This is a genomic window from Saccharothrix carnea, from assembly GCF_003014735.1.
In the GTDB taxonomy this organism is placed as follows: domain Bacteria; phylum Actinomycetota; class Actinomycetes; order Mycobacteriales; family Pseudonocardiaceae; genus Actinosynnema; species Actinosynnema carneum.
Genome location: NZ_PYAX01000013.1, coordinates 169,842 through 195,510 on the forward strand (window position 1 = coordinate 169,842; position 25,669 = coordinate 195,510).

General features: G+C 69.2%; 21 protein-coding genes. 9 read left to right on the plus strand and 12 right to left on the minus strand.

Going from position 1 to position 25,669, the window contains the following annotated elements; translation table 11 throughout:
- The first annotated feature begins 184 nt into the window (after positions 1-184).
- The 6 genes from B0I31_RS31535 to B0I31_RS31560 all read left to right on the plus strand — a co-directional run bounded on the left by B0I31_RS31535 (position 185) and on the right by B0I31_RS31560 (position 4,560).
- The gene (locus B0I31_RS31535; RefSeq protein ID WP_146174015.1) at positions 185-490 is read left to right on the plus strand and encodes a hypothetical protein; all 306 of its coding nucleotides are present in this window, start codon (positions 185-187) and stop codon (positions 488-490) included.
- The gene (locus B0I31_RS31540; RefSeq protein ID WP_181320575.1) at positions 484-852 is read left to right on the plus strand and encodes a transposase; all 369 of its coding nucleotides are present in this window, start codon (positions 484-486) and stop codon (positions 850-852) included. The genes B0I31_RS31535 and B0I31_RS31540 overlap by 7 nt, the downstream gene beginning before the upstream one ends.
- Positions 853-1,054: 202 nt before the next feature.
- Positions 1,055-1,609 carry a hypothetical protein gene (locus B0I31_RS31545; protein ID WP_146174016.1) on the plus strand — a complete coding sequence of 185 codons (555 nt, stop codon included), beginning with the start codon at positions 1,055-1,057 and terminating at the stop codon, positions 1,607-1,609.
- 352 nt (positions 1,610-1,961) lie between these two features.
- Positions 1,962-2,516 (plus strand): hypothetical protein, encoded by a 555-nt coding sequence (locus tag B0I31_RS31550; protein ID WP_146174017.1) that lies wholly within the window; start codon positions 1,962-1,964, stop codon positions 2,514-2,516.
- 763 nt (positions 2,517-3,279) lie between these two features.
- Positions 3,280-3,804, plus strand: coding sequence for a 6-phospho-3-hexuloisomerase (hxlB, locus tag B0I31_RS31555; protein WP_219910877.1), 525 nt, complete (start codon positions 3,280-3,282; stop codon positions 3,802-3,804).
- Positions 3,805-3,819: 15 nt separating this feature from the next.
- Positions 3,820-4,560, plus strand: coding sequence for a triose-phosphate isomerase (locus B0I31_RS31560; protein ID WP_106619030.1), 741 nt, complete (start codon positions 3,820-3,822; stop codon positions 4,558-4,560).
- Between the two features lie 203 nt (positions 4,561-4,763).
- On the opposite strand, the gene B0I31_RS31565 is transcribed toward B0I31_RS31560, so the two are convergent.
- A complete protein-coding gene (locus tag B0I31_RS31565; protein WP_106619031.1) occupies positions 4,764-5,318 on the minus strand; it encodes a hypothetical protein in 555 nt (184 codons plus the stop codon).
- A 744-nt stretch (positions 5,319-6,062) separates the two neighbouring features.
- Here B0I31_RS31565 and B0I31_RS42745 point away from each other — a divergent pair.
- Complete coding sequence (locus B0I31_RS42745) at positions 6,063-6,191, plus strand: hypothetical protein (protein WP_281262333.1); 129 nt, start codon at positions 6,063-6,065, stop codon at positions 6,189-6,191.
- Here the strand turns inward: B0I31_RS42745 and B0I31_RS31570 are convergent.
- The 11 genes from B0I31_RS31570 to B0I31_RS31615 all read right to left on the minus strand — a co-directional run bounded on the left by B0I31_RS31570 (position 6,158) and on the right by B0I31_RS31615 (position 20,624).
- Complete coding sequence (locus B0I31_RS31570; protein ID WP_281262332.1) at positions 6,158-6,688, minus strand: transposase; 531 nt, start codon at positions 6,686-6,688, stop codon at positions 6,158-6,160. The genes B0I31_RS42745 and B0I31_RS31570 overlap by 34 nt on opposite strands.
- 7 nt (positions 6,689-6,695) lie before the next feature.
- Positions 6,696-7,088, minus strand: coding sequence for a transposase (locus B0I31_RS42750; RefSeq protein WP_281262331.1), 393 nt, complete (start codon positions 7,086-7,088; stop codon positions 6,696-6,698).
- 109 nt (positions 7,089-7,197) lie between these two features.
- The gene (locus B0I31_RS31575) at positions 7,198-7,752 is read right to left on the minus strand and encodes a hypothetical protein (RefSeq protein WP_146174018.1); all 555 of its coding nucleotides are present in this window, start codon (positions 7,750-7,752) and stop codon (positions 7,198-7,200) included.
- A gap of 239 nt (positions 7,753-7,991) precedes the next feature.
- Positions 7,992-9,779, minus strand: coding sequence for an acyclic terpene utilization AtuA family protein (locus tag B0I31_RS31580; protein WP_106619033.1), 1,788 nt, complete (start codon positions 9,777-9,779; stop codon positions 7,992-7,994).
- 255 nt (positions 9,780-10,034) lie between these two features.
- Positions 10,035-10,943: an alpha/beta fold hydrolase gene (locus B0I31_RS31585; protein WP_106619034.1), complete on the minus strand. Its 909-nt coding sequence runs from the start codon at positions 10,941-10,943 to the stop codon at positions 10,035-10,037.
- 118 nt (positions 10,944-11,061) lie between these two features.
- Positions 11,062-11,655: a maleylpyruvate isomerase family mycothiol-dependent enzyme gene (locus B0I31_RS31590; protein ID WP_106619035.1), complete on the minus strand. Its 594-nt coding sequence runs from the start codon at positions 11,653-11,655 to the stop codon at positions 11,062-11,064.
- Positions 11,656-11,710: 55 nt separating this feature from the next.
- Entirely contained in the window at positions 11,711-13,057 is a 1,347-nt protein-coding gene (locus B0I31_RS31595; protein ID WP_181320577.1) for a wax ester/triacylglycerol synthase domain-containing protein, read from the minus strand.
- A gap of 98 nt (positions 13,058-13,155) precedes the next feature.
- Complete coding sequence (locus B0I31_RS31600; protein WP_219910878.1) at positions 13,156-14,070, minus strand: SDR family NAD(P)-dependent oxidoreductase; 915 nt, start codon at positions 14,068-14,070, stop codon at positions 13,156-13,158.
- The gene (locus B0I31_RS31605; protein ID WP_106619038.1) at positions 14,067-18,839 is read right to left on the minus strand and encodes an SDR family oxidoreductase; all 4,773 of its coding nucleotides are present in this window, start codon (positions 18,837-18,839) and stop codon (positions 14,067-14,069) included. The genes B0I31_RS31600 and B0I31_RS31605 overlap by 4 nt, the downstream gene beginning before the upstream one ends.
- A complete protein-coding gene (locus B0I31_RS31610; protein WP_245950584.1) occupies positions 18,836-20,101 on the minus strand; it encodes an acyltransferase domain-containing protein in 1,266 nt (421 codons plus the stop codon). The genes B0I31_RS31605 and B0I31_RS31610 overlap by 4 nt, the downstream gene beginning before the upstream one ends.
- 88 nt (positions 20,102-20,189) lie before the next feature.
- Entirely contained in the window at positions 20,190-20,624 is a 435-nt protein-coding gene (locus B0I31_RS31615; RefSeq protein ID WP_146174019.1) for a carboxymuconolactone decarboxylase family protein, read from the minus strand.
- Positions 20,625-21,669: 1,045 nt separating this feature from the next.
- On the opposite strand from B0I31_RS31615, the gene B0I31_RS31620 reads away from it, so the two are divergent.
- Together B0I31_RS31620 and B0I31_RS31625 are read left to right on the plus strand one after the other, a co-directional pair.
- Positions 21,670-23,115: an acyl-CoA carboxylase subunit beta gene (locus B0I31_RS31620; RefSeq protein WP_106619041.1), complete on the plus strand. Its 1,446-nt coding sequence runs from the start codon at positions 21,670-21,672 to the stop codon at positions 23,113-23,115.
- A gap of 648 nt (positions 23,116-23,763) precedes the next feature.
- Entirely contained in the window at positions 23,764-25,398 is a 1,635-nt protein-coding gene (locus B0I31_RS31625) for a GMC oxidoreductase (protein ID WP_106619042.1), read from the plus strand.
- The last annotated feature ends 271 nt before the right edge of the window (positions 25,399-25,669 follow it).

Below are 25,669 nucleotides of genomic sequence, written 5' to 3' on the forward strand. Positions count from 1 at the left end.
GGTGGTGGTGCGGTGGACCCCAGGCCGTGACGGGGTCGAGGGTTGTGGGACACCGCCGTGCGGGGAGGTCGCGGCCTACAGCACGTGCTGGGCCTCGGCCGCCGGACTGCGCCAGGGAAAGCTCGCCGAGACCAACCTTCAACGCTGACAACAGATCCATGCCCTGCGCGAGGCCGGAGTTGGGTTGCTGGACTGTTCACGCCGCCTCGGCCTGGCGATGAACACGGTCAAGCGCTACGCCCGCGCGGCCACACCGGAACGCATCCAGCGGGTCCCCAAGTACCGGACCGGCATGGTCGGCTCGTACCGGGACCACCTGCGTGCCCGCCGTGAACAGCAGCTGGGTGTGGGGGCCACCGCGCTGTTGGGCGAAATCCGCGCCCTGGGCCACAACGGCAGCCAGAACCTCTTCGTGCGGTACCTGACCAGGGGCGGTACCTCGACGAGCATCCGCACCTCTCGTCACGTCGGGCCGCTCGACTGTTGCTGACTCGGCCGGAGAATCTCACCGAACGGCAACGAGAACGAGTCGAAGCCCTGACTTTGGCCTGTCCCGAGATGACGGCGCTGGCCGCCATCGTGCGTTCATTCGCCGCCCTACTGGCTCCCTGCAAGGACAACCCGGCCCGGTTGGCGGCATGGGCCACCGCCGCACGCGAGGCCGATCTACCGCACGTGCACTCCTTCGCCCGCGGCATCAACCAGGACATCGACGCCGTCACCGCCGCGATCACCCTCGACCACCACAACGGGCGCACCGAAGGCGTGAACACCAAGACGAAGCTGATCAAGCGCCAGATGTACGGACGAGCCGGCTTCACTCTCCTGCGCCACCGCATCCTCCTCGGCTAACACCACCACCGAAAGTGCGCCAGAGCCGCTCGTGTTTGACAGACCCGACAACGGGATCGCGGTGGCGACGACGGGGGCCGGATGTCAGTGCGCCGTCACCCGCTTGGTCGTGTCGGAGGTAGTTCGGACGGGGTCATCCTGGCTGCCTGGCGCGGGTCCGCGCCCACAGGGGGTGCCGGGCGCCGCCCGGTGGAGAGCGATGATGATCAAGTCGTTACGCACCTTCGTGGCCACGCTGATGACGCTCGTGTCCGCCCTGGCGCTGCTCGTGCTGGGACCGGCCGGGACGGCCTCGGCCGGGGTGCTGGACGTGACCTGCATTCCGCCCAGCAGCAACACCGCCACCTACAACCCGCCGCTGACCATGACCCCGCAGAACGGCACCCTCGCTGTCACGGCGCAGTACGGGCCGTGCGTGTCGCTGAGCAACCCGGCCCTGACTTCCGGCTCCTCCGCCGGCACCACCCCCGTATCGGGGCGGAGCTGCTTCGACCTGCTGCAGAGCGGGACCCCCGCCTTCACCATCACGTGGAACACCGGTCAGACCTCGACCGTCTCCGCCAACCGCATCTCCACCATCGTGGGTGCCGCCCTGGTGGTCACCTCCACCGGCACGGTCACCTCGGGCCTGTTCGCCGGCAGCGCCGTCGTGCAAGTGGTCACCAGCCCGGCCGCCGACGTGCTGCTGTGCACCGCCGGACTGGGCACGGTCTCCAGCACCTACGCCCTCATGACCCTGGAGATCACCTCACTCTGACCCCATCCCCCCACGACCGCCCCGTCATCGGTCCCGCGGCCGGTGGCGAGGCGGGGTCGTGCGGTTCGACGACGTCGCACCCCAGGCCCGCCACCGTCCGGGCACACATGGCGGAACACAGGTCGGCCCTCGCCCCTCCACCATCCCGGCACGGAACGGATACGTGGGTTGTTCCTCCCGGCCGAAGTCGGTGGGGTCCGGTGCCACACGGTGGTGGCGACGAAGGTCCGGACGTCTGTGCGTGGTCGCCCGTTCGGTCCTGTCGCGGCCCGCCCGAATGGGAGCACCCTGGTGGCCGGCGCGTGCTCGCGCCCACACGGGGTGCCGGGTGCCGCCCGGATGGAGAGCGATGATGATCAAGTCGTTACGCACCTTCGTGGCCACGCTGATGACGCTCGTGTCCGCCCTGGCGCTGCTCGTGCTGGGACCGGCCGGGACGGCCTCGGCCGGAGTGCTGGACGTGACCTGCACCCCGCCCAGCAGCAACAGCATCACCTACAACCCGCCGTTGACCCGGACGCCGCAGGACGTCACCATCGGCGTTTCAGCGCAGTACGGGCCGTGCGTGTCGCTGAGCAACCCGGCCCTGACCTCCGGCCACCGCGCCATCTCCGTGCTCTCGCCGGGATTCAGCTGCCTGGAACTGCTGAACAGCGGGTCCGTCACCTTCACCATCACCTGGAACACCGGCCAGACCTCGACCGTCTCCGCCAACTACTCCGCTACCGTCGTGGGTGCCGCCCTGGTGGATGTCCGCACCGGCACGGTCACCTCCGGACTGTTCGCCGGCAGCACCGTCCTGCAGACCACCACCGGCCCGGCCACCGACGTGCTGCTGTGCACGGCCGGACTGGGCACGGTCTCCGGCATCTACTCCCTCGTCACCCTGGAGATCACCTCACTCTGAGCGGCCGTCCGCGAGGCGGCCTTGTCGCCTGTCCCGCGGTGGACACCGAATCCGCAAGGTCGCCCTCCCTGAACCTCCTGGACTGCCTCACCGACGACGGGCTCGAGTACGACAGCGAGCCGGTCAGCCTCACCATCGTCCTGTGAACCGAGCCCTCCCCCTCAGCCCATCCGGGCGGAGATGAGGTGCGGTAATGGCCTTGCTCACACCGTCTCACACCCCGACGAGGTGCGAGTCGATGTGCACCGTGCGCTACGCCGGTGCACGACCCGCTCGAGGTCGATTCGGTCCAGCCCGCCTTCGGCTCCCGCCAGGTACCCCACCGCAGCCGCGAGCTGAGTCACGCTCACCTGGTCACCGGTGCTCTCACCGAATCGAACTGGTTGACACATGAGGCTGTTCCGAGCTCGGGGATTCCCAATGCAAGGGTCGGAACTCGACACCACTGAACGTGGAGGTGCTCGCGGTGGTCTCTTGAGGTCACGTCCGTCCCGAGTGGTGCTCTGGATCGCAACTCCGACGTCCTGCCTCTCGGTCGTTGCGACGCGGTCGCGCACTCCGCCCATTCCGCTGTCCGAAGGCACGGGAGCAAGCATCGCGCCGAGAAATCGACTCACCGCGTCAACCGCCTGTCTGACTGGCGGGCGTCGCGTCCACCGAAGGGAATCGAGGAACCGCCGTGGTCGACCAAACCAGTCCACCTGAACCTCCTGCGGAACTCCCAGTGGGAGGGGATGGTGTCTTCGCCAGTGCGCGCCGGGTGGTGACCAGGGAGATCGAGGCGTCGTTGACCCGGGTCGAGGAGGAGGAGGCGCGGGCGCTCATCGCGGCGACCACAGAGTGCCAGCGGGTTTTCGTCCTGGGAGCAGGGCGGTCGAAGCTGGCTGTCGACGGGTTCGCGATGCGGTTGACGCACCTGGGGCTGACGGCGCACGTCGCCACGAACGTGACCACGCCGGCGATCGCCCCTGGCGACCTGCTGATCGTGTGCAGCGGCTCGGGCGAGACGCCCGGTGTCGTGGCGATCACGCGGCAAGCCATCCGGGCCGGAGCGCGGGTGGCGGTCGTCACCGCGACGCCGGACTCGGCGCTCGCCGCGCAGGCCGACCTCGTGGTGCGGCTGCGCGAGTACGGCGAGGACCACCAACTGTCGGCGTCGACCCAGTTCGTGGGGACGCTGTTCGAACAGGCCGCGTTCGTGTTCTTCGACTGCCTCGTCATGGTCATGCAGCGAACAGTCGGAGCGACCGCCGAGGACATGTTCGCGCGCCACACGAACCTGGAGTGAGCAGAGGAGGAGGACATGGGATTGCCGTCGCCGTTCACGTGCACCAACACCAAGGTCGAGTACAACCGGGAGCAGCTCTTCGACTGGCTCGACCACGTCGTGCTTCCACACGCCGCGGATCTCGCGCGGCTGTCGTTCTTCGCCTGCGTGCCGCACCCCTTGCTGATCCCCTTGATGGAGCACCTGCGCGGCAGTGGTGTCGCCGCGGGGGCGCAGGACTGCGCCGCGAGCGGCGACGAGGTCACCGGCGAGGTCGACGCGGATCTGCTCGCCGAGCTCGGGTGTCGCCACGTCATGCTCGGCCACGCCGACCGCAGGCGCGTGTTCGGCGAGGACGACGTCCTCGTGGCCAGGAAAGCGGAAGCGGCCGCGAGGGCGGGCATCACCCCGTTGGTGTGCGTCGGCGAGGAAGACCACCTGCCCGCCGAAGCGGCCTCCCGACACGTGGCCGCACAGGTCCGCACCGCGACCAGCCGACTTCCCCATGGCCGACCCGTCGTGATCCTCTATGAGCCGAACTGGGCGATCGGTGCACGCCAAGGCGCCGACCCACACCATGCCGCGACCATCCTGCGCGCGCTGCGGGCCGCGACGACCGACCTCGATGTGCGCTTCCTCTATGGCGGCGCGGTGATCCCGGGCACCTACACCGCGCTGCGCTCCGCGGGGGACTGGGACGGCGTCGCCATCGGCCGCGCCGCGAGGGACCCCGGCATGCTTGCCGAGGTCACGGCCGAACTCCTGGCCCGTGGGTGAAACTTGGAGGGCGGCCCGTGACGTGATGGTTGCGGACCAGTTGCTGACGATGTGCGTTCGACGCCGGCAGGATCAGCGAATGGACACGCCTCGCGAGGCGACTCGTTCGCCGAGCGAGGCGAACACCTCGACGAAGTCAGACCCGGACACCGCCACATCGTCCGCTCCGTCCGGTGGCGGGGGACGGTTTTGGGAACCGCGGGTCAGAGTGAGGTGATCTCCAGGGTGACGAGGGAGTAGATGCCGGCGACCGTGCCCAGCCCTGCGGTGCACGGCAGCACGGCGGTGGCCGGGCCGGTGGTGGTCTGCAGGACGGTGCTTCCGGTGAACAGGCCGGAGGTGACCGTGCCGGTGTGGGTGACCACCAAGGCCGCTCCCACGATGGTGGTGGTGCGGTTGGCGGAGATGGTCGAGGTCTGGCCGGTGTTCCAGGTGATGGTGAAGGTGGAAGGTCCGCCCGCCAGCAGGTCGAGGCAGCTCCGCCCCGGTACGACATTGGTGCGGGTGCTGGAGCCGGAGGTGACGGCCGGGTGGCTCAGCGACACGCACGGCCCGTACTGCACCGTGGAAACGACGGTGACGGTCTGCGGGGTCATGGTGAGCGGCGGGGTGAAGGTGGCGTTCTCGCTGCTGGGTGGGGTGCACGTCACGTCCAGCACCCCGGCCGATGCCGTCCCGGCCGGCCCCAGCACGAGCAGCGCCACAGTGCACACGGTCGTCATCAGCATGGCCGCGGCGGTGCGTAACGACTTGGCCATCGTCGCTCTCCATTCAGGCGGCACCCGGCGCCCTCTGCGGACGCGAGCACGCGCCGGCCACCAGAGTGCTCCCGTCTGGTGAGCTGCGACAGCGCCGAACGGGCGACCACGCGCGGACGTCCGGCCACCCGTCTCACCCCGGCATGGCCCACAACACGGTAGTCCCCGTCGGAAGGAACGGCTCCCGTGAGTTCGGTGCGGAAGTGGTGGAGGGAGGAACGCCCGACCTGCGGTCCGCCACGCGGGTCAGGACGGTTCGGCTTCGGTTCGTCCGGGCCTGGTAGGCGGAATCCGCGCCGAGGCCGGGAAGCGGATCGGGAGCGGCGGGCTCGACGGACAGGTTCTCGGCGTTCTCGCAGGTCTTGGTCAACAGCTCGCAAGGTGGGTGCGGACACCACGGACTTCGGCCGGACAGGACGACAGTTGTCTGTTCCGTCTGAGGTCGGCGGAGGTACAGGTGCCTGGCCTGCGTCCGTCGGACCTGCCCGACGAATTCGGTGGTCAAGGGCGAGCGAGGCGACGGCTTCGGGCGGGGCGCTGACACGCTGTCCCGGCTCGGCGCCGTGCGCCGGCGGTGTTCGCGGTCCCCGCGGCGGCTCCCGTGACCCATGTCCGTTCGGTGCGGGGAGTCGCCGCGCGTCGACCGCGCTCTGTCCGGTCCCACCTGCGGCGTCGCCGGACCGCACGGGCCGCCTTTGCCGACCGGTCGCGGGATCGGGACGAGGCGGCTGCGGTGGGCTCAGCTTGCCTTTCAACCTGTTCGACGGGGCGTTCCCAGGGGTGGCGCAGGTCGGCGACCAGCGGGCGGGCCAGGCGGAGCTGCGCGTGGGCGGCCAGGATCAGCCAGGTCCAGCGGTCGGCGGCCTCGGGTGAACGCAGCCGTGGCCGGGTCCGGCCGAGGGTCTGCTTGAGCATGCGGTTCCAGGCTTGTGCGGTGGCGGTGCCGTAGAGGCGGGTGTCGGTGCGGGTCGGCACGTCCTCGGCGCCCCATGTTGTCGGGTTGCCGAAGACGAACTCGCCGCCGTGCTTGGGGAAACGTCCACCCAACGGGTTGTGGGCCCGAGGCGGGTCGGGCGGCGCAGCACCCGGTCCGACCGCATCCGTCCCAGCACCCGCACCGACAGATCCGCCAACAAGCAGGAGATGCGGGGCGCGTCGTAGCCGGCGTCGAGCACCACCAGGATCTCCGGATCGCCCTGCTGCCACTGGCCGGCGGCGACGAGTCGTTGGACCACCCCGCGCACCTGGGCGACGGTGACCGCAGCGAGGTCCGCACCGGGCGGGAGACGGATCGCGTCCAACAGGGCGGTCGACGAGGTGCCGCCGGTCTCGAGCGCGGCCACGAACGAGTACGGCCATCCGGGGATCATGCGATGTTCACCCTTGCCGCGGCCGTAGACATGGCAGAACGACCGGTCCGGGCAGGCGGGTCGCACCGTCCGGCCGCAACCACGGCGAGACGTCCACCGCGAGCACCAGACGACCGTCGGCCGCCCGCGGCAACGGCATCCCGGCCAGCGCGCCCCGTAACCGGTCGACCTCAATACGGCCCTTGTTGACCGCGTCGTAGAGCCCGCCGTGCCCACGCCGATCCTCGGTCGCGAGCGGCAGACCGACCAGCGTCCGCACCGGCCCGTCGGCGCACAACACGGCGTCGGCCAGCTCGAACAGCCCGTCCGCCCGACGGGACAGACACCGGTGGAACTCCCGCCGGAAGCCGGACAACGTCCCGAGCGACCGCTCGCGGTCGAGATGGTGGACACTGATCACGCAGCCCTTTGGTCGATCGTCCTTCTGTCGCAAGAGTGATGATCAACCAAGGGCTGCTTCCATGATCAACCGGAGTGCACATCACCGACCGGGACCTCAAAAGACAAGCTCAGAGCGAAGTGATCTCCAGGGTCACTAGGGAGTAGGTACTGGAGACCGTGCCCAGGCCGAGGATGCACAGCAGCACGTCGGTGGCCGGGCCGGTGATGACCTGCAGGACGGTGCTGCCGGCGAACAGGCCGGAGGTGACCGTGCCGGTGCGGGTGACCACTAGGGCGGCACCCACGATGGTGACGGTGTAGTTGGCCGAGATGGTCGAGGTCTGACCGGTGTTCCAGACGATGGTGTAGGTGATGGACCCGCTTTGCAGCAGGTCCAGGCAGGACAGTCCCCGCACGAGCGCGGAGAAGTTGATGGCCCCGGAGGTGATGGCCGGGTTGCTCAGCGACACGCACGGCCCCAACTGGGACGTGATGCCAACGGTGACGTCCCGCGGGGTCACGGTCAGCGGTGGGGTGAAGGTGTCGTTCTGGCTGCTGGGCGGGGTGCAGGTCACGTCCAGCACCCCGCCCGAGGCCGCACCGGCCGGCCCCGGCACGGTCAGCGCGAGGGCGGAGACGGCCGTCATCAGCGCGGCCGCGGCGGTGCGTATTGACTTGATCATCATCGCTCTCCATTTCGTCATGACGGGTGGCGAGTGCTCGCCACGGCTTGATCTTGTTGATGCGGTGTTCGACGGTGTCCTGTGTGGAGCACGGCGTCGTGGGTGACGGGCTGCCGACCCTGGCTGCCCTTCTCTCTCGGTTGGCGGACTGGAGGGTGTGTTCGGTCGTGACGGTGACGCTGTCGACCGTGCTGTAATCGCGATCGTCGGTGGGCGGCTCCGGACCGGGTGGTCGGCGATCAGGGTTGCGGCGGCAGGAGCGAAGTGGGTACGTCGACGTGGCGTGCCCGCAGGAATTCGCCCAGTGATTTGCCGAGTTGGTCCAGTAGGAGTCCTGAGGAGCTGCTGGGTGCGAGGTAGCCCTGCAGGACGAAGCAAAGACCGCGGAGTTTCGGCAGTTCGTAGCGTTCGGCGGTGAACGGCGTGGGGCCGGCGATCAGCTCGGTGAGCCGGTCGGTGGTGAGGAAGGACAGCAGCCAGGGGTAGGCGTCGTCCTGGTTCACCCAGACGCCGAGGTTGGCGTTGCCTGCCTTGTCTCCGGCGCGCGCGTGCACGACGTCGCCGAGGGGACGCCGGACGGTCGGGCCGAAGAACGCCAGGTCGGCCGGTGGCGCGAGGGTACTGGCTGGCTGTCCTGTGTAGGGCTGTGCCGCGGACGGGGGAGGGATGTCGACGACCCGGCCGTCGGGAAGGTGTGCCTGGTGTCGAAGGCTGTCCTGGCGGAGCAGGCCGGGCCAGTAGTCGACACGGGCGTGGACGCCGGGAAAGATCTCGGTGACCTCGATGTAGAAGCCCGGGAAGCTGCCCAGCCAGAAGGAGTTGAGCTGGGTGAGGAAATCTTTCACCTGTGCCTCGGTGGTCCCGGCGACGGTCACCTTCACCGGGACGGTGGCCTGCCACTGGTCGGCCGGATCGTCCACGGCCCGGCCGCAGACCAACAGCCGCAGCGCCTCCACCTGGTTCTCCCGCGCGGCGATCTCGGCCTGCTGCCGGAGCACCTCCACCTTCTCGTCGATCTGCAGTCCGGTCGGGAAGTACCACATCGACCCGCGATAACCGGTGTGCAGGTGGATCCCCACCCGGGTGGTCTCCACGGGCGCGCTGCCCTTCGCGCCGGTCACGCGTACCCGGTCCGGTCCTTCCTGCGTGACCGTCACCGCGTCGATGTGCCAGGTGACGTCGGGGTTGAGGTACCGGGGGCCCTGGATTTCGTAGAGCAGCTGGGCGGTGACCGTGTCGACGGTTACTGTGCCGCCCTCGTTCGCCCTTTTGGTGATGACGCAGTCACCGTTGTCGGCGACCTCGGCGATGGGGAATCCCAGAACGGTGTTGTCGGGCACGGTGGTGAAGCCGGAGAAGTTGCCGCCGGTGGCCTGTGGGCCGCATTCGATGATGTGCCCGGCGGCGACCGCGCCGGCGATCTTGTCCAGTTCGTCGCGTTCCCACCCGTGCCACCAGGCGGCCACACCGCTGATCAGTGAGGCGTCGGCGACACGACCGGTGATGACGATGTCGGCGCCCGCGTCCAGTGCCGCCTTGACACCCCAGGCTCCCAGGTAGGCGTCAGCGGCCAACACGCGCCGCTCGCTGCTGTCCAGGGATTCGCCGGTGTCGGTGTTGACCAGTTGCCCTTCGGCGACCAGCCGGTCGACCTCCTCGAACAGGTCGTCGCCGGTGACGCAGGCGATGCGCAGGTCCACACCACCCGCCTGTACTGCCTGACGGATCTTCTCCGCCAGCCCGCGGGGGTTGTGCACGCCGGCGTTGGTCACGACCTTCAGCTTCTTGTCGGCCAGCGCGGTCAGCTCGGGCAGCAGTTGTGCCGCGAACAGCGGGGAGAAGAACCGGCGGTGCTCCTCCGGGTCGTCGAGGAAGCGGGCTGCCACCATCGACTCCACGAACTCGGTCATCGAGTCGCCGATCAGCACGTCGACGGGTTGCCCGTGGACGGCGTTGTGGAAAGCGGAGAACCTGTCGCCCATGCTGCCGGAGAAGCTGGCGATGCGGACCGGGCGGCGTGAGGACATCGGACATCTCCTTGGTCAGGCCGGCCGGCGGATGCCTGCGGGCGGTGTGCGGGCTCAGGTCAGGACGTGTGAGCGGTGGCTTCCACGTGGCTGCACGGCGGTGGCTCGTACTGGACGAGGAACGCCTGGCGGTCGACCAACGACGGCAGGCGGCGGTTGCGCTGGGGTCGGTCGGCAGTTGCCCGGCGCCCCGTCCGAGGCTGCGTCCGGGCGTCCGTGCCACCTTGCCCAGCGTTTCGTCGTCGAGGATGTCGTTCACGGGAGTCCTCCCCCAACGGTGTTCCTGCGGCCGTTCGGCGATGTGGGTTCCAGGTCGTCGCGGATGAAGGAACCGAGTGCGTCGATGAATTCCTCGTGGCTGTCCAGGTAGGAGACGTGCCCTGCTCCGGCCAGCAGGGCGAAGCGGCCGGCCGGGAGTCGGCGTGCCGCCGCCCAGCCCTGCCAAGCGGGGAGGAGCTGGTCTAAGCCACCCCAGATCACCAGGGTCGGCACGGTGATCTCGTGCAGGCGGTCGATCACGATGATGTCGTCGCGCTGGCCGGTGATGCCGGCGCACTGGCGGAACACCTCGAGCGAGGTCCGCAGTGCCTGTCGTGACCGGGCCAGCCGGAACTGGGCCGCCCAGGTCGTCACCGGGATGCGCCACGGTTGGCGCAGCAGCAGGTTGCTCGAGAGGACGAAGGCGGCGGCCCCGCCGGGGAGGGAGACGACGGCGGAGGCCAGGTCGGCTGCGCGCTCGGGCAGCAGGGCCAGCGCGATGGCCACCGGGTGGACCGCCCGGCCGAGGCCGGAGGCGTCGACCAGCACCAGCCTGCTGACCTCGGACGGGTTCCGCAGAGCCAGTTCGGCTACCACGAGGCCCCCGAAGGAGTGGCCCACCGCGACGACCGTGTCCACCTCCAGGACATCGAGGAAGTCCGCGACGAACGAGGCCATCGCGACGGGACGCACATCCGGCACCGGACTGGTGCCGCCCAGGCCGGGCAACGACAGCGCGATGACCCGGTGGGTCAGGGCGAGCTCGGTCATCACCGGGAACCAGTCCTGAGGGTCGGTCGCGATCCCCGGGACCAGCAGGACCACCGACCCTTCTCCGGCCTCGTAGAAGAGGGTGGAGAGACCTCTCACCACAACGCGCCGCTTGGTCGGCTTCCGGTCGTTCATGCGACTCCTCCTCGAGCTGTGTGCGATGGCCGCCGAACTCGGCGCTGTTACCGCTCGGGACGGCCGGATCAGGGCGTAGCGGCACGGAAAGGTGAAGACGTGGCCGGGTGGAACATGGTCAGGTGAAGACGAGTTCGTCCGTCACCGAGTCCCTCCCGGCGAGCCACATCCCGAGGGCCTCCCTGGTGCCGAGGACCTCTCGGGTGCGCGGTGAGCGAATCCCGATCTCGGGATGTCCGTCCGTGGGCACCACCCGGTACCTCAGGACCCTCAGGTTGGTGCTCAGGCTCAGCAACGCCCCGTCCCAGAGGATGAACGTGGGCACGGTGGCCGGGAGGTCCCGGCGCAGCCCCAGTCCCCGCACGATGTCCTGGTGGTGGATCGCGAGGTCGCCGAGCGCGATCACCGCACCGACCCGGCTGGACAGGGACGGCCGGTCCGCCCACTCCCGGGCCCGTGCCATCAGCCGCTCCCGCGGCAGCCGGCGGGCCTTCTTCACCTGTTTTCGGTTGGCGGCGTGCAAGAACGGGCCGTAGGGCAGGTAGGAGGCCGCGAAGTCGTCCACGGCGAGGAGGTGCCCGAGGACGTCCCGGGGAGACCACTCGGCGCACAGCGTGCGACCCGATTCGAAGGCGTCATCGGGCAACTGGTCCAGGGTGGCGATCAGCCGACGCCTCTCCGCGCGCAATTCCCGTTCCAGGGGCAGCGTCACTGCTCCCGCCTCCCGTCGGTTCGGCGGTCCGGTGGTGTCGCGGACCTCGGGCGGATCAGTCGTCGACGAGTTCCTGGAGTCCTTGTTCCAGGCAGTGGTGGAAGAGGCCGGTGTCCGTGACGGCGGCAGGGTCGAGGTTGGTCCCGATCGAGCAGGTGCCGTCGTGCGAGGCCATCGATATGTTGGCCGCGGCGCCACCTCTGGGAGCCCAGGCCACCGCGTTCGCCACGTGGGCGCCTGCGGCGAAGGTGGTGCGGGAGAACCCCGGAACGCTGGTGACGACGAGGTCGACCGCGTTGCGCAGCACAGGGGGCACGAACAACCGGTGGACCAGGCCCGGTACCCAGGAGCCGAGGTCGGCCAGAGCGGTGTACACGTCCCGGACCAGGGCGCTGCGGGCCTCGGTGATCGCGGAGTGCACGGCGGCCATGCGCGCTGCGGCGGGCATGTCGCCGATCGGGCCTGCGATCCGCACCGAAGCGACGATGTTGCCGGCGCCGGTCTCGAAGGGCTCGCGGATGTTGACCGGCACCAGGGTCGGCAGACTGCGGTGGTTGATCCCGTGGTAGGCGTGGTAGCGGTGGAACGCGGCCAGCACCGCCGAGATGTAGGTGGAGGTCACGGACACACCGGCCGCTCTGCCCGCGGTCTTGAGGTCCGCCAGGGGAACGGTGAGCATGCCGCAGCGCATCGCGGCGCTGCGCCCGCGCAGGAGCGGCGACCGTGCGACGGGCTGGAGCAGTTGCGCGGCGGCCCGGCCGGCGAGGCGGACCCGGTCGCCGGTCGCGCGCGGTGTCGTCAGCCACCGCGCGGTCTCCCGCAGCAGCGTCCTCGTGCCGTCGCTGACGCCGTGGGCCGCTGAGGACAACGGGAGGCGCGCGACGGTGGCCGGTTGCCGGGCGTTGTGCTCGCCGGGCGGCCGGGACCGGCTGGGAACGCCGGTCGGCGCGGCCTCGGGGAGCAGTCTGCTCATGACCGAGACGATGGTGACCGCGTCACCGATGCTGTGGTGCCACTTGAGGAGGATCGCGGCCTGGTCCTGTTGGTAGCCCTCGACGAGCGTGGCCTCCCAGGGTGGGTGCGAGGGGTCGAAGTCGGCGTTGTTGCGCCACTCGACGAGTTCGAGGAGGTCGCGTGGGCCGGCCGGCTCCGGGAGTCGCATCCGGTGGATGTGCCGGGTGAGGCGGAAGTGCGGGTCGGGCACCCACGCCGGGGTTCCGGCTCGTACCGGTGTGTCGGCCACCCGGTGGGTGAGCCGGGGGAGTTTTCTGACGGTCCACCGGCAGCCGTCGAGGAATGCGTGCCAGTCCGGCGTCCTGTCGAGGTACCAGAGCCAGGTGACGTGCGGACGGGTCAGCGGGTTGGTCCCCATGCGCCAGAAGAGCGTGTCCGTGCCGTTCATCGGACCCGGCGAGGACCACCCCGCTATCGGCCGGGTTCCGTGCACGGTCGCTCCTCCGGGGATGGTTTCGGGTGTGCCGCGTTCCTGGGACGGACGTGTCATGAGAGACCCACCAGTTCTTCCGACCGCTCCCACACGGCGCGTTGCAGGCCGGTCCGGAAACGGTGCGGGGAAGGTGGCAGGAACACGGCTCCGGGTGTCGTGGAGTAGAAGCCGCCGCTGCGGCCGGCGAAGCGCGGGTCACCCGCGAGCCGCAGGGCGTGTTCGGCGGCCTGACGGGCGTTGCGCACGAGCGGTGTCCGTTCCGCCAGGGAGAACAGTCGCGTGCCCATCGGTATGTTGCGGACGAGCCCGGTGGACACCAGGCCGGGGCAGAAGGCGTTGGCGGTGATGCCGCGTGACGTCCACCTGCGCGCGATCTCCTGTGTGACCAGCACGTTGAGCAGCTTCGAGCGGGCGTAGACGGCCAAGGAGCCGATCCGGCCGTACGAGCCGGGTTCGGCGAAGGCGCGGGGATCGAGGTGGAGCACGCTGCGGTGCGATTCGGAGGCGACCATCACGATGCGTGACGGTGCTGCACGCTCCAGCAGATCCGCGAGGAGGTTGGTGAGGAGGAAGGGACCCAGGTGGTTGGTGGCGATCATCCTGTCGAACCCGTCGGCGCTGACCTCGGGCCGCAGGTCGTGCGTGCCGGCGTTGTTGATCAGGACGTCCAGGCGCGGCAGATGGTGATGCGCTTCTTCGGCCACCCTGCGCACGTCCCGCAAGTCCGAGAGGTCCGCCACGAGCATCCGGACAGCGGCGGACGGGCTCTCCCGGTGCAGCTCGGCCAGCGTCGCCTCGCCCCGCGCGCGGTCGCGGCAGATGAAGAGAAGGTGCGCGCCCGCCGTGACGAGTCCCCGGGCGATCTCCTTGCCGATGCCCGAGGTGGCGCCGGTGACGACGCAGTACGCGCCTTCCATGGCCCTCTCCCGGTCGTCCGCATCGGGTTGGGTGAAGGGTCGATTCGTCATGTCGCCATCTCCACCAGTTCGACACCGGACATCTCCAGCAGGAGCCGGCCGGTGGGGGTGACGGCTCGGTAGACGCCGTCCGGACCGACCGACACCACGAGCTCGTGCCCGTGACGAAGCAGCAGATCGTGGTCGTTGGCTCCGTGCGTGTGCAGGTCGACGCGCGACACCGAGCGGGGCACGAACAGGGGGTTGTCGCGTTCACCGGCGGGCCGCAGGGCGGACGTCCTGAGCGCGGCGCACATCAGCAGCGCCGGTATCGTCATCGTTCGCAATCCGGGATACCCGGCCAGTTCGGGGGTCCACTTGCCGCGCGTGACGGAGGCGTCCACCGAGCAGTGCGAAAGGTTTCGGAAGGGGCCGCGCAGTGACACCGCAGCCCTTGGGACGGCATACGGGTCGCGGGCGGCCAGGGGCGTGACGGGGGCAGGCGGGTGCCACGGGGAGCCGTCCGGCAGGGGATCGTGGGACAGCAGCACCTCGGTCTGGAAATGGCGGAGTCCTCCCGGTCGCAGCCGGCCGTCCGGGCCCAGGGTGTCGGAGTGGATGCTCACCGCCACGGCTGTCCTGGGCTCGTCGCCGGACCGGTGCTGCGCCACCCGCGCCCTGATGCGCAAAGGAGCGGGCCTGCTCCGGGTGAACGGGCGGATGAAGGTGTCGAACCGGGCGTCCCGGAACCCGGTGGTGAACGTCCCCGGAACCAGCGCTTCCGCGGCCTGTGCGGCGATGTCCAGGATGAACGTCGCGGGCACCGTCGGTTTGCCGCTGACCAGGTGGTCGTAGAGGTGGGGCTCGCCGTCCGGGGTCATGAGGTAGTCCCACTCCCCGCTGCCGCCCGGCTCCCGCGGTGACGACCGCCAGGACGGCCACAGGCGGCTCGCGCGCCGGGCAGACGGCTCGTCGCGCACCAGGCCGGGGAAGTGGTGCCGCAGCCGGTTCCGTTCCGTGTTCCCCAGATAGACCGACGTGCCCCCGGCACGTGGCGCGGCTGCGAGCTCGTCGAGGAACTGCGCGGTGCCCTCCGCCGTCGATATGGGGGTGAACTGCCCCTGATGCGACACGTGTTCCTGGTACAGGGCGTCGGATCCCATGCCCGTCTGCCGCCACATCGTGAAGCCGACGGTGAGCTCGTTGTGACCCGCAGCCGTCTCGGCGGTGGCCTCCAGGTAGGCGTTGCCCGAGGCGTAGTCCGTGTCACCGGGTGAGCCGGCGGATCCCGAGTACGAGCCGACGTTGCACCACAGGGACGGCTGCCCCGGGCCCAGCGCCGCCCTGAGGTTGAGGTGACCGAGAACCTTGGTGTCCCGTACCGCGCGGAACACTTCCAGCCCTTTCTTCTCCAGCAGGGTCGAGGCGACCTGGCCCGCGGCGTGGACGACGAAGTCGACCCGCCCTTCGACGCTCAGCACCCGTGCGACCGCTTCTCGGACCGAGCCCTCGTCCCGGATGTCGCATGCGAGGTAGTGCACCCGGTCCTCACCGAACAGGTCCTTGAGCGCCCGCAGCCTGACTTGCAGCCTGCGCTGTTTCAGCAGGGCGTCCGCGCGGGCGACCACCGACTTCGGGGTCGCATCGGGCAGGGTTTCGCGCAGGCGGCGGATGAGGTCGGCGCGGGTGCCCGCGAGCCGCTCGTCCCCGATGCCTTCGAGTTCCGAGGGCACTGCCTCTCCGGTGCGGCCTAGGAGCCACAGCCTGGGACGGGTGTGGTCTGCCAGGGCTTCGAGCAGGGCCTGGACGATGTCCCCCGCCCCGCCCGTGATCAGACAGACGGATCCGTCGGTCAGCGGCAGGCCCGACGGCGGCACCGAGGTCGTGAGGGGGACCGGGAGCAGTGCTTCGGTCCAACGCCTGCCCTGGAGGTAGGAGACGGCGGGAGGCGGGAGCGGGCGGACGGCGCGTTCCCGCGCCACTTGAGTGAGCAGGCCCGGTGTGACGGGTTCGTCGGTGGTGAGCGTGAAGGCGACCGTGCCCGGGCGTTCCCAGCGCAGGCTCTTGACGAACCCGATGAAGAGCGAGGCTGTCGGGTGCGCCGTCCGGTCACTTGGGGCCGCACCCAGCACGACGGCCAGCGAGCTCTCCGGCTGCCACCGCGACCAGAGTCGCTGGGTGACGAGGAAGACCGCGTCGTGCAGGGCGAGGGCGCGCGGCACGGAGAGAGCCGCCAGGCCTCCCAGCACCGTCAGGTGGGGAGCCGCGGAGTCGACAGCCCTGAGCATCTTGTCCACAGAAGCCGCGGACGCGGGCCCGCCGCCGTCGTCCGGCAGGTCCAGGACGAGCGAGTCGCTGTCGTGGAGCTCGTCGTGGATCGCGGCACCGACCTCGGGGGAGGCCAGGAGCACGACGCCACGCCGGGGCAGCGACGGTGACAGCGGGGTATCCGCCTCACCGTGGTGGGTCGCGGCCTCGGCCGTGAGCTGCTTCCGGTAGCGGCGGGTCATGCACTCGGGCGCGATGTCCTCCTGCCCCCTGCGCGCCTCCTCGGCCGGCTCGGCGAGCAGGACCGTGTCCTGGTGGTCGGCGCGCAACCGCACGGGTAGGGCTGCACGCTCCACAGCGCGCAGGAGGGCGAGGGCGTGGTCGGCGGCCAGGTAGCTGCGGTCCCCTGCCGCCGGCGGCCGTTCCTGCGGGGCGTCGTCGAAGGACAACCGGGCGAGGACCGGCAGGCCGCGCTCTTCCGCGGTGCGGTTCGTCGTCACGGCCAGGAGGAACGCGCCCTCGCCCAGGGGCGCCGACCCGAGCCCTGCCAGGACGACGTTCTCGGTGCTCCCGTTGCCGTTGACGGCGACGACCAGCGCCAGGTCCAGCTCGCCGGTCCTGAGGTAGCGGTGGGCCACCCGGAGGGCCGCGAGCGTGCCGTCTCTCCCGGCGTCGATCGCCATGCACGGGCCGTGCAGGTCGTAGCGGGCCGCGATGCGGGAGGCGATGACGTTCGGCAGCGTGCCTGCCTGCGAGTCTTCCGTCGTCGCCGGGAGTTGCTGACGGATCTTCTCCAGTCTCTGTGCCACGTGGGAGAAGGCGGGGTCGTCGCCGTGCCGGCCGAGCAGCCAGGTCGCGTCGTGTGCGTAGCAGCGCACGGCCGTGCCCACCAGCGCGCGTGGCATCCCGGTGTGCGCCGCGATCACTCCCGTCGTCTCCCGGACGTCCGCCCACATCTCACCGTGCTCCGCGGCGAAACGCGCTGCGACCTGCAGCGCCATCAACTGACAGGGGTCGACGACCGGTGTCGTGCGGCCTGACATCCGGATGTCGGCAGGTGCCGGCGCGGGGTAAGGCCGAGGGAAGCCGGCCTCGGGTGGAGCTCCCGTGCCGCGCAACCAGTCACGGACCGACTCGGTGGACGGTTCGCCGGGCAGGTAAGCCGACCAGGCGACCAGCACCAGCTCCCCGGAGTCCGGCTGGACCGGCGGACCGGAGCGCAGACCTCCGGCGTCGAGGCGATCGGCCACCAGCAGGTGCGCGTTGGTCCCGCCGAAGCCGAACGCCGATACCCCGACGGTGCGAGATCTGTCCTGCCTGCTCGGAAAGCGCACAGCTCTGCCCGGGACTCGGATACTTCCACCACTCGTCCCACTCTCGGACTCCCCCGCTCCGAGCTGCCCGGGGATCCAACCGTGGCGCAGAGCCAGCAGGGCGTGCATCAGGGAAAGGACGCCGGCAGTCCAACCGGTGTGGCCGAAAATCGGTTTGTTGCTGCTGCACCAGTGACCGGAGTCAGGACCGAGCGCCGTGAGGACCTGCGACTCGACGCCGTCGCCCGCTGGTGTGCCGGTCCCGTGCGCGACGACCCAGTCGATCTGGTCCGCCCTGACACCGTTGACCGTCCGGGCTCGCTGTATGGCGCGTTGCTGACCGGCGGGGTTCGGGGCCGAGATGGACTTGCCGCGGCCGTCCGCGGCACCGCCGAAACCGAGGAGGACCCCGAGGACGGTGTCGCCGTCTTCGCGCGCCCTGCGCAGCGTCTTCAACGCCACGATCCCGGCGCCGTCGCTGAACAGCGTTCCGTCCGAGGCTCCTGTGAACGCCCGGACTCGACCGCGAGGGGAGAGCCCGCTCAGTTTGGCGAACATCACCGCCATGGTCGGATCCACGACGTTGACGCCACCGCAGTAGGCGATCTCGCACTCACCCGCGAGAAGAGCCTTGCTGCCAAGATCCACGGCGTAGAGCGAGGAAGCGCACGCCGTGTCGACCACGAAGGACTCGGCCACCTGCTCCGTCAACCCCGTGAAGGCACTGCGCACCAGGGCATCGGGGCCGGCGGCCTGATCAAGCGTCACCGCGTGCCGGTAGTGCTCCAGCAAGGCCGCTCGAACCCGCTCCGCTTGCTCGTCATCCGGTTCCAACCGGGCGATGAGTTCCACCAGCAACGACTCGACGAGGCTCTGGCTGCCTCCGGGCCAGGCGCCGACGTAGGCTCCGCAACGGTAACCAGGTTCGATCCGAACACCGGACCGTGCTTGCAGAACCGTGTGCCGCAACCAGCGGACCGCGTCATCGCCGCCAGGGCCGGTGCCTTTCTCCGCTTCCAGCAGAGCGGGGTGGGGCCGGAAGTCGTGCAGGTAGCCGGCGCGGCGAGCGTAGGTCCTGTCCGGCTCCTGCCGGTCCTGGGACCAGAACCGGCTCAGTTCGAAGCGGTTCCCCGGCTCGCTGAAGACGTCACGCCCCCCGTTGACCGTCCTCCACAACTCGCCGGGAGTGCAGGCGCCGGGTACCGCGACGCCCATGCCCACCACAGCGACCAGATCGTCGGCCTCGCTCGGCACGGTCATCGGCGCTGCTCCTCCACCAACTCGGCGATCTTTTCCAGCGTGGTCGCGCGGACCCTTCGTTCGGCCGGTGGTTCGGATAGCCCGTACTGCTTCCGCACCCGCTCGAACAGGGCGAGTTGTTTGGCGGAGTCGACGCCCAGGTCGGCCTCGAGGTCGATGTCGGAGGCGAGCATCTCCACCGGGAAGCCGAGGTCGTCCGCGTAAATGTTGGCCAGCTCGGCGAGCACGTCGGCGCGGGCGGTCGGCGAATCCCGTTCGGAAGGGACCGTCGCCTGTGGTGACGCCTGTACCTCGCGTACGACCGACTCGGCCTGGCCTGACCCGGCGGACAGTGGGTTCCAGCTGACCGGGAACCCCGCCTCGTCGAGGGCGGCGGTGATGCTCTCCACGTCACCACGGCTGGGCAGCAGCGCAACTGCGCGCGCGGACGGGGGCAGCGAGGACCTGACAATGCCGGTGAGCGCCTGGCGCGCACCGGCCTCGATGAATGCCGTGGTGCCCGACCGGAACAAGGTGATCAACGCATCGTAGAAGCGCACTGGCGCCACCATGTTCCTGGTGATCACCTCCTGGACGTCCGCGACGGTTCGGACGTGCCGGCCCAGGATGGGGGAGAACACCGGCACACGGGGCTCGGTCACCCGCACGTCTGCCGTGGAGTCGCGGAAAATGTCCGCGGCGAGACTCAGCACAGGATTGTGGAAGGCATACCTGGCCCGCAGCCGAGTGGCGCGGAAGCCCAGGCCGGTCGCCACCCCTTCCGCCGCCCGCAGGGATGCCGACGGCCCGGAAACGACCGTTTGTCCCGGCCCGTTGTCGATCGCCAGGCGGAGCCCGGGATCGTCGAGCAGACCCACGAGGTGCTCGGCGCGCCAGGCCGGCACGTCCAGCGCGAGGAGCCCTCCCTCGGCCGGGTCGGCCCGGCGAAAGGCTTCCGTCCGGATGCACGCCATGCGGGCGACGTCGGCGACCGGGATCGCTCCGGCGGCCGAGAGCGCGGCGAACTCGCCGAAACTGTGGCCGACCAGGACATCGGGCCGCAGCCCAAGTCCGGACAGCATCTCGAAACCGGCCGCGTTGATGGCGTAGATCGCCAGATCCAGTTGGTCGCTGTTCTTGGCGAGGAGCTCGTCCAACGCAGGCGCGTCCCGTTCCAGGACCAACGGTGCCACGGGCTCGAAGCCGTGCTCGGCAGTCACGGCGTCGATCGTCTCGAGTACCTCGACCGCCCTGGGGAAGTGCCGGGCTCGATCAGCGAGCACCCCGGGCAAGTAGGCACCCTGGCCGGGTAGGAGCACCGCCAAACGTGAAGTCATGAGTGAGCCTTTTCTCGAGGGCAAAGAGTTCGAACTACTGATCTTCGTGCTGAAGGAGCCCTTGATCGGCGTAGAAGGCCTTCGCGACAGCGAGGGCGTTCAGCGTCCTCGGGAACCCGGCATAAGCGCTGACGTGGGCGAACAGCGCGACGACGGAGGAGGGAGGGATGCCGATCCTGTGCGCGGTCGCCAAGTGGAGCTGCAACTCTTTCTCGGTGTCGCCCAGGACCGCGAGGGCCGTCAGGGTCACCAACTCCCGTTCGCGGTGATCGAGGCCCGGCTCGTGGTGCAGGGTTCCGAAGACCGTCTCGATGATCAGGCGTGCGGTGCTCTCGCTGATCGGCTCCAGCTCGTCGAGGAAACTCTGCACAGCTTCCTGGCCGGCCAGCGCATTCGCCGTTTCCAGACCACGCTCGTACCTTCCGTCCCGGTTCCAGTTGTAAGCGTCGATCGGGTTCTTCGTGGTCATCACCAGTCATTTCGTCGAGGCTGACGGAGTTCACCCGCAAAGATCTTCGACGAGGATCGTCTAAATGCATCGCACGGGAGTGGGAGTGTTGCCGGTCGCGCCGTGACCACGGTCGGCCGATGAGGAACTGCCACCCGTGGTCATGTGTCACGAAGGTGACGCTCGCGAGCGCTGGAGAAAGGATGATCCTTTCTGCGCGTTGTGCTCTCGAAAACGGGCCGGTTCTCCCGGCCAAGGTGTTCCCAGTCGGGTCACCGGCCTCCGAGATTGGTGTGCCAAATTGGCCTCGGCTGCTACGGCGGCGGTGTACCCGGAATTCTGGAGAAACTATTTTCTGGGTCATTGGGGCATGCTCGGAGCCTGCGCCGCAACTTTTCGGAGCACAAGCGTACGGCGCTCACCGTAACCGAAACGTGACCTTCGGCCGGGAGGGGGAAATCTCGCCGGCGAGGAGCGGCAATATCATCTTGGGGAACTATTCTCTGATCACGCGGTATATTCCAGGCGAAATTGATTCGCCCTTCCTTGGGTCACTTTTGATCGACATTGCGGCAGTGCCGGCAAAGATCGACGATCACGTCACCTCAGGGGTCCCGATCAGGTCGAATCCTGAATTCAGGCATGCGCGGAGCGTTGCGGGAGATCGGCCTGGGGTGTTGAGTCGACCAGTGCGTTCGACCATTCGGGTGTACCGAGTTGCGGCAGGGCGGAATGGCGGGTGTACTGGCCGGGAAAGATTGTTCCGACTGTCTCGAAAATTTGATGTGAGCGAAAAGTCGACAGCCTCGATCTTGTCCTACCTCTGCGTCTGAACATCATTCTGGGCCGCAGAAGTGCCACGCTGTGCCCAGCGAATCGTCACCGTAGGCGAGATCATCGACCTCATCCGGTCAAGTCCTGGGCTGACCACTGATCACCGCACGTGCGCTGAGCCGTGCGCAAGGAGTTCTCCGATGCCTGCCGAGTTCGCTCCGGTCTTCGTGACCGGCTTGGATGTCACCACAACGCCTGGCCGCCCTCGTGAACCGGGACCGGAGGAACCCTCGTGACGCCCACGTCCTCCTCCAACGCGCCAGTCGTCCAGAGCGACCCCCGCCGGCCGCAGTTGCGACTGGCCCGGCTGTTGGACGACGGGTCCGTGGTCCGGCTGCATGACGATGACGAACTCGCGGTGGTCGCGGTACGTGGTCGGATCGGCGGGGCGGACGTCTTCGCGTTCTGCACGGACGCGGGCAAGAAGGGCGGTGCGTTGGGACTGGCTGAATGCCTGCGGATCGCCCGGACCGTGGACGCCGCGGCAGCGGAGGGGTGGCCCGTCATCGGGCTGTGGCATTCCGGTGGCGCGCGGCTGACCGACGGCGTGGAAGCCATGCACGGCATGGCCCAGGTCTTCGCGGCGATCGTGCGAGCCTCCGGCAAGGTGCCGCAGCTCTCCGTCGTGCTGGGCCCCGCCGCCGGCGGCGCCGCGTACGGCCCGGCGCTTACCGACCTGGTGATCACCGCTCCCGATGCCCGCATCTTCATCACCGGTCCCGACGTGGTACGTGGGGTGACCGGCGAGGTGATCTCCATGGAGGATCTGGGTGGCCCTGATGCGCACGCCCGCAAGTCCGGTGTCAACCACGTGGCAGCGGTTTCGGAAGCCGACGCGTACGCGCGGGTGCACCACCTGCTCGGTTTGCTGACACGACGGGGGTCGTTCGACCCGAGCGCGCCGGGGCACCCCGGAAATCCCGGCGCATTGCTCCCCCTGTCCCCGCAACGGGCCTACGACGTGCACCCCGTCATCCGGTCCATCCTCGACCGCGGCGGTGAGTCCTTCCAGGAGTTGCAGGCCAAGTGGGCTCCCAACATCGTGGTCGGGCTGGGCAGGCTCGGTGGTGCCACGGTCGGGACAGTGGCCAACAACCCGCTTCGCAAAGGCGGGTGCCTGGACTCCCTCAGCGCGGAGAAGGCGGCCCGCTTCGTCAGGATGTGCGACGCCCTCGCGATCCCGCTCCTGGTCTTGGTGGACGTGCCCGGTTTCCTTCCCGGTGTCGGCCAGGAGTGGGGCGGTGTGGTGCGGCGCGGTGCGAAGCTTTTGTACGCCTTCGCTGAAGCGAGCGTGCCCAGGGTCACCCTGGTGATGCGGAAGTCCTATGGCGGCGCCTACATAGCGATGAACTGCCGGGCTCTGGGCGCCACCGAGGTCTTCGCTTGGCCGCAGGCGGAAGTCGCCGTCATGGGACCGGAGGCCGCGGTGGAGGTGCTGCACCGCAAGCGGCTGGCCGCGGCGGACGTCACCGGCAGGGCGGCTCTTCGAACAGAGCTGGTGGAAGAGCAACGTCGGACAGCAGGAGGAGTGGCGCGCGCCCTGGAACTCGGGGTGATCGATGAGGTCATCGACCCCGCCCACACCCGCGCACGACTGATAGCCGCGTTCGCCGCGACCTGGCGACCGGCCTTCGACCCCGCACGGTCGGAAGCCGCGCACGGCAACATCCCGCTGTGACACTCCAGGGCTGGAACGCTGTCGGGGCCGCCGAACTGCTCGATACGACAACGACCGGCGGTCATCGGCAGCCGGTGTGGGTGGCCGGTCCGTGGTGGCGGGGATCGGTGCTCCGGCACGCTCGAGCGCTGGATGTCGCCCGCACCCCGCCCAGCAGCCAGAACGACACCCGTATCCCGCCGCTGAGCTTGACCCCGCAGAACGCCACGGTCGTTCCCACGACGCAGGACGGGGCCGTGCGTGTCGCTGAGGCAACCCGACCATCACCTCCGGCTCGCGCTCGCGCACCCTGCTCATCCTGGGACGGTCCTGCCTGGACCTGTTGAACAGCGGGTCCACTACCTTCACCGTCATCTTCTCCCGCATGACCCTGGAAATCACCTCGCTTCGACCGCCCGCGGCCGCATCGCCATCGATCCCGACGCCGGTCGGCCGAGGTGTGGTCGCTGAGTGAGCTCCTCACCAAGAACAGCAAGGTAGCGGCACACCGACTTCCGGCCGGCCGATTCACCGTACTGCCGGAAGCCGAGCACGTCTCCTACCTGGACAGCCACGAGAGTTCATGGACGTACTCAGTTCGTTCGTCCGCGACGACCTGGACCGCACATCGCCGTGCGGTCGCGCAAGCACCGACAGGGGAGGACATCCATGAACGACGACACTTCGTACGACGGCGGACCGCAGGCGATCGACACACCGGAACAAGTGATGGGCGGGCGATCCGTTGTGGCGGGCGCCGTTGGGAGCACCGCGCTGTCGCACGCCGGAGGTACGCGGACCGAACGCGAGGAACGGCACGGGGTTGTGATCATCGGTTCGGGTGTGGGCGGGAGCATCGCGGCTTTCCGCCTCGCCGAGGCCGGCGTGGAGAACGTGGTCCTCGAACGGGGCAGGCGCTGGCCCGTCACACCTGCCGGCGACACCTTCCCCGCGTTCCCTTCCCCGGACCGCCGACTGGTGTGGTTGGACGACGATTCGACGCCCCTGCCGCCGGCACGCGGGCCTCTGTTGTCCCTGCTCCGTCGCGCACTCGCGGCGGCCCTGCCGCGCTCGACCGGACTGCTGGACGTGAATGCCCAAGAAGGCGTGGTGATCCTCAGCGGCGCGGGAGTCGGCGGTGGAACACTGATCTACGGAGGAGTGCTCGCCCAGCCTCGCCCCGGCCCCTTCCGGCAGTTGTTCCCCGCCGAACTGGACTACGACGAATTCGACCGTGTCTACTACCCCCGGGCACGCAAGCGCCTGGTGGCCGCCCCGTTCCCCGACGACCTGCTCACCCGGACACCCTATGACTCGAACCGCCTCTGGAGCCTCGCGGCACAACGGTCAGGGCTCTCTGCCGAGACCATCGTGAGCAACTACGACTTCGCCACCGTCCGAGGCGAACTCGACGGCACCAAGACGGCCGCGACGGTGATCGGCCAGTACCACTTCACCGGCTGCAACAGCGGTGCGAAGATGAGCGTGGACCGCACGTACCTCGCACGTGCCGAAGCATCCGGCAAGACCACGGTGCGGGCGCTTCACCGGGTGACCCACGTGGCCCAGGATCACAAGGGCCTCTATCGCGTGAGCGTCGAGCGTCTGGACGAGAGCGGAACGGCTGTCGAGCGCTTGGTGTTCGTCTGCGACCGGCTGATCCTCGCTGCCGGAGTCCACACACCGCGGATCCTGCTCACCGCACGCGAGACCGGTGCCCTGCCACGGCTGCACGAATCCATCGGAAAGGGCTGGGGATCCAACGGCGATCACCTGACCATTATCAGGACATCCCTGGTGCCGGTCGGCGCACCACAGGGCGGCCCTCCGGCGGTACTCGTGCGCAACGCTGACGGCACGGCCGGCGTGATGCACTCGCCCATGCCCTTCCCCGTGGGTTCGGGGCTCCTCGCCTGTCTCGGCATGGGCATCTCCGACCACTTCGGGCAATGGACCATGACAGCTGACGGCAGGACCAAGCTGAACTGGAAGGCCGAATACGATGCGACCGCCCGGCAAGCCGTGAACGGCCTCGTCCGCCACGTCGCACGGTACGTGCCCGGCGGACGCCCGGTGATGAGCAGCAAGCCGACCCACCCGGTCGTCGCGCATCCCGTCGGCGGTGTCGTACTGGGCAGGAGCACCGACGCCTACGGCAGGCTGCGCGGGTACAGCGGCCTGTATTGCCTGGACGGTTCCCTCATGCCCGGATCCACAGCCGCCGTCAACCCGGTGTTGACCATCGCGGCGGTAGTCGAACGGTGCCTCGACGAGATCATCACAGACTTCACCCGTGCTTGGTGAGGGGGCGGCGCCGCGGCCCCCGCGTGCGCTCCGAGTGTGGTCGAAGCGTTCGATCGGTCCAGCCCAACCGGGGTCGGGGTTGTTCCGACGCGGTGACCTCGTGCCGCAGTACCAGCAGCTCCACGTCCTTGGCCGTGGAGGACGGCCGAGCAGGACTAGCCGGTCACCGAGTCGGATGAAGATCAGGTACAGCAGCCGCAACGCTACACCCCACGATCATGCCCTGGGGGGTCAGCGCGATCGTCGCAGCTCAGCATCCCAGTGCAGAGCT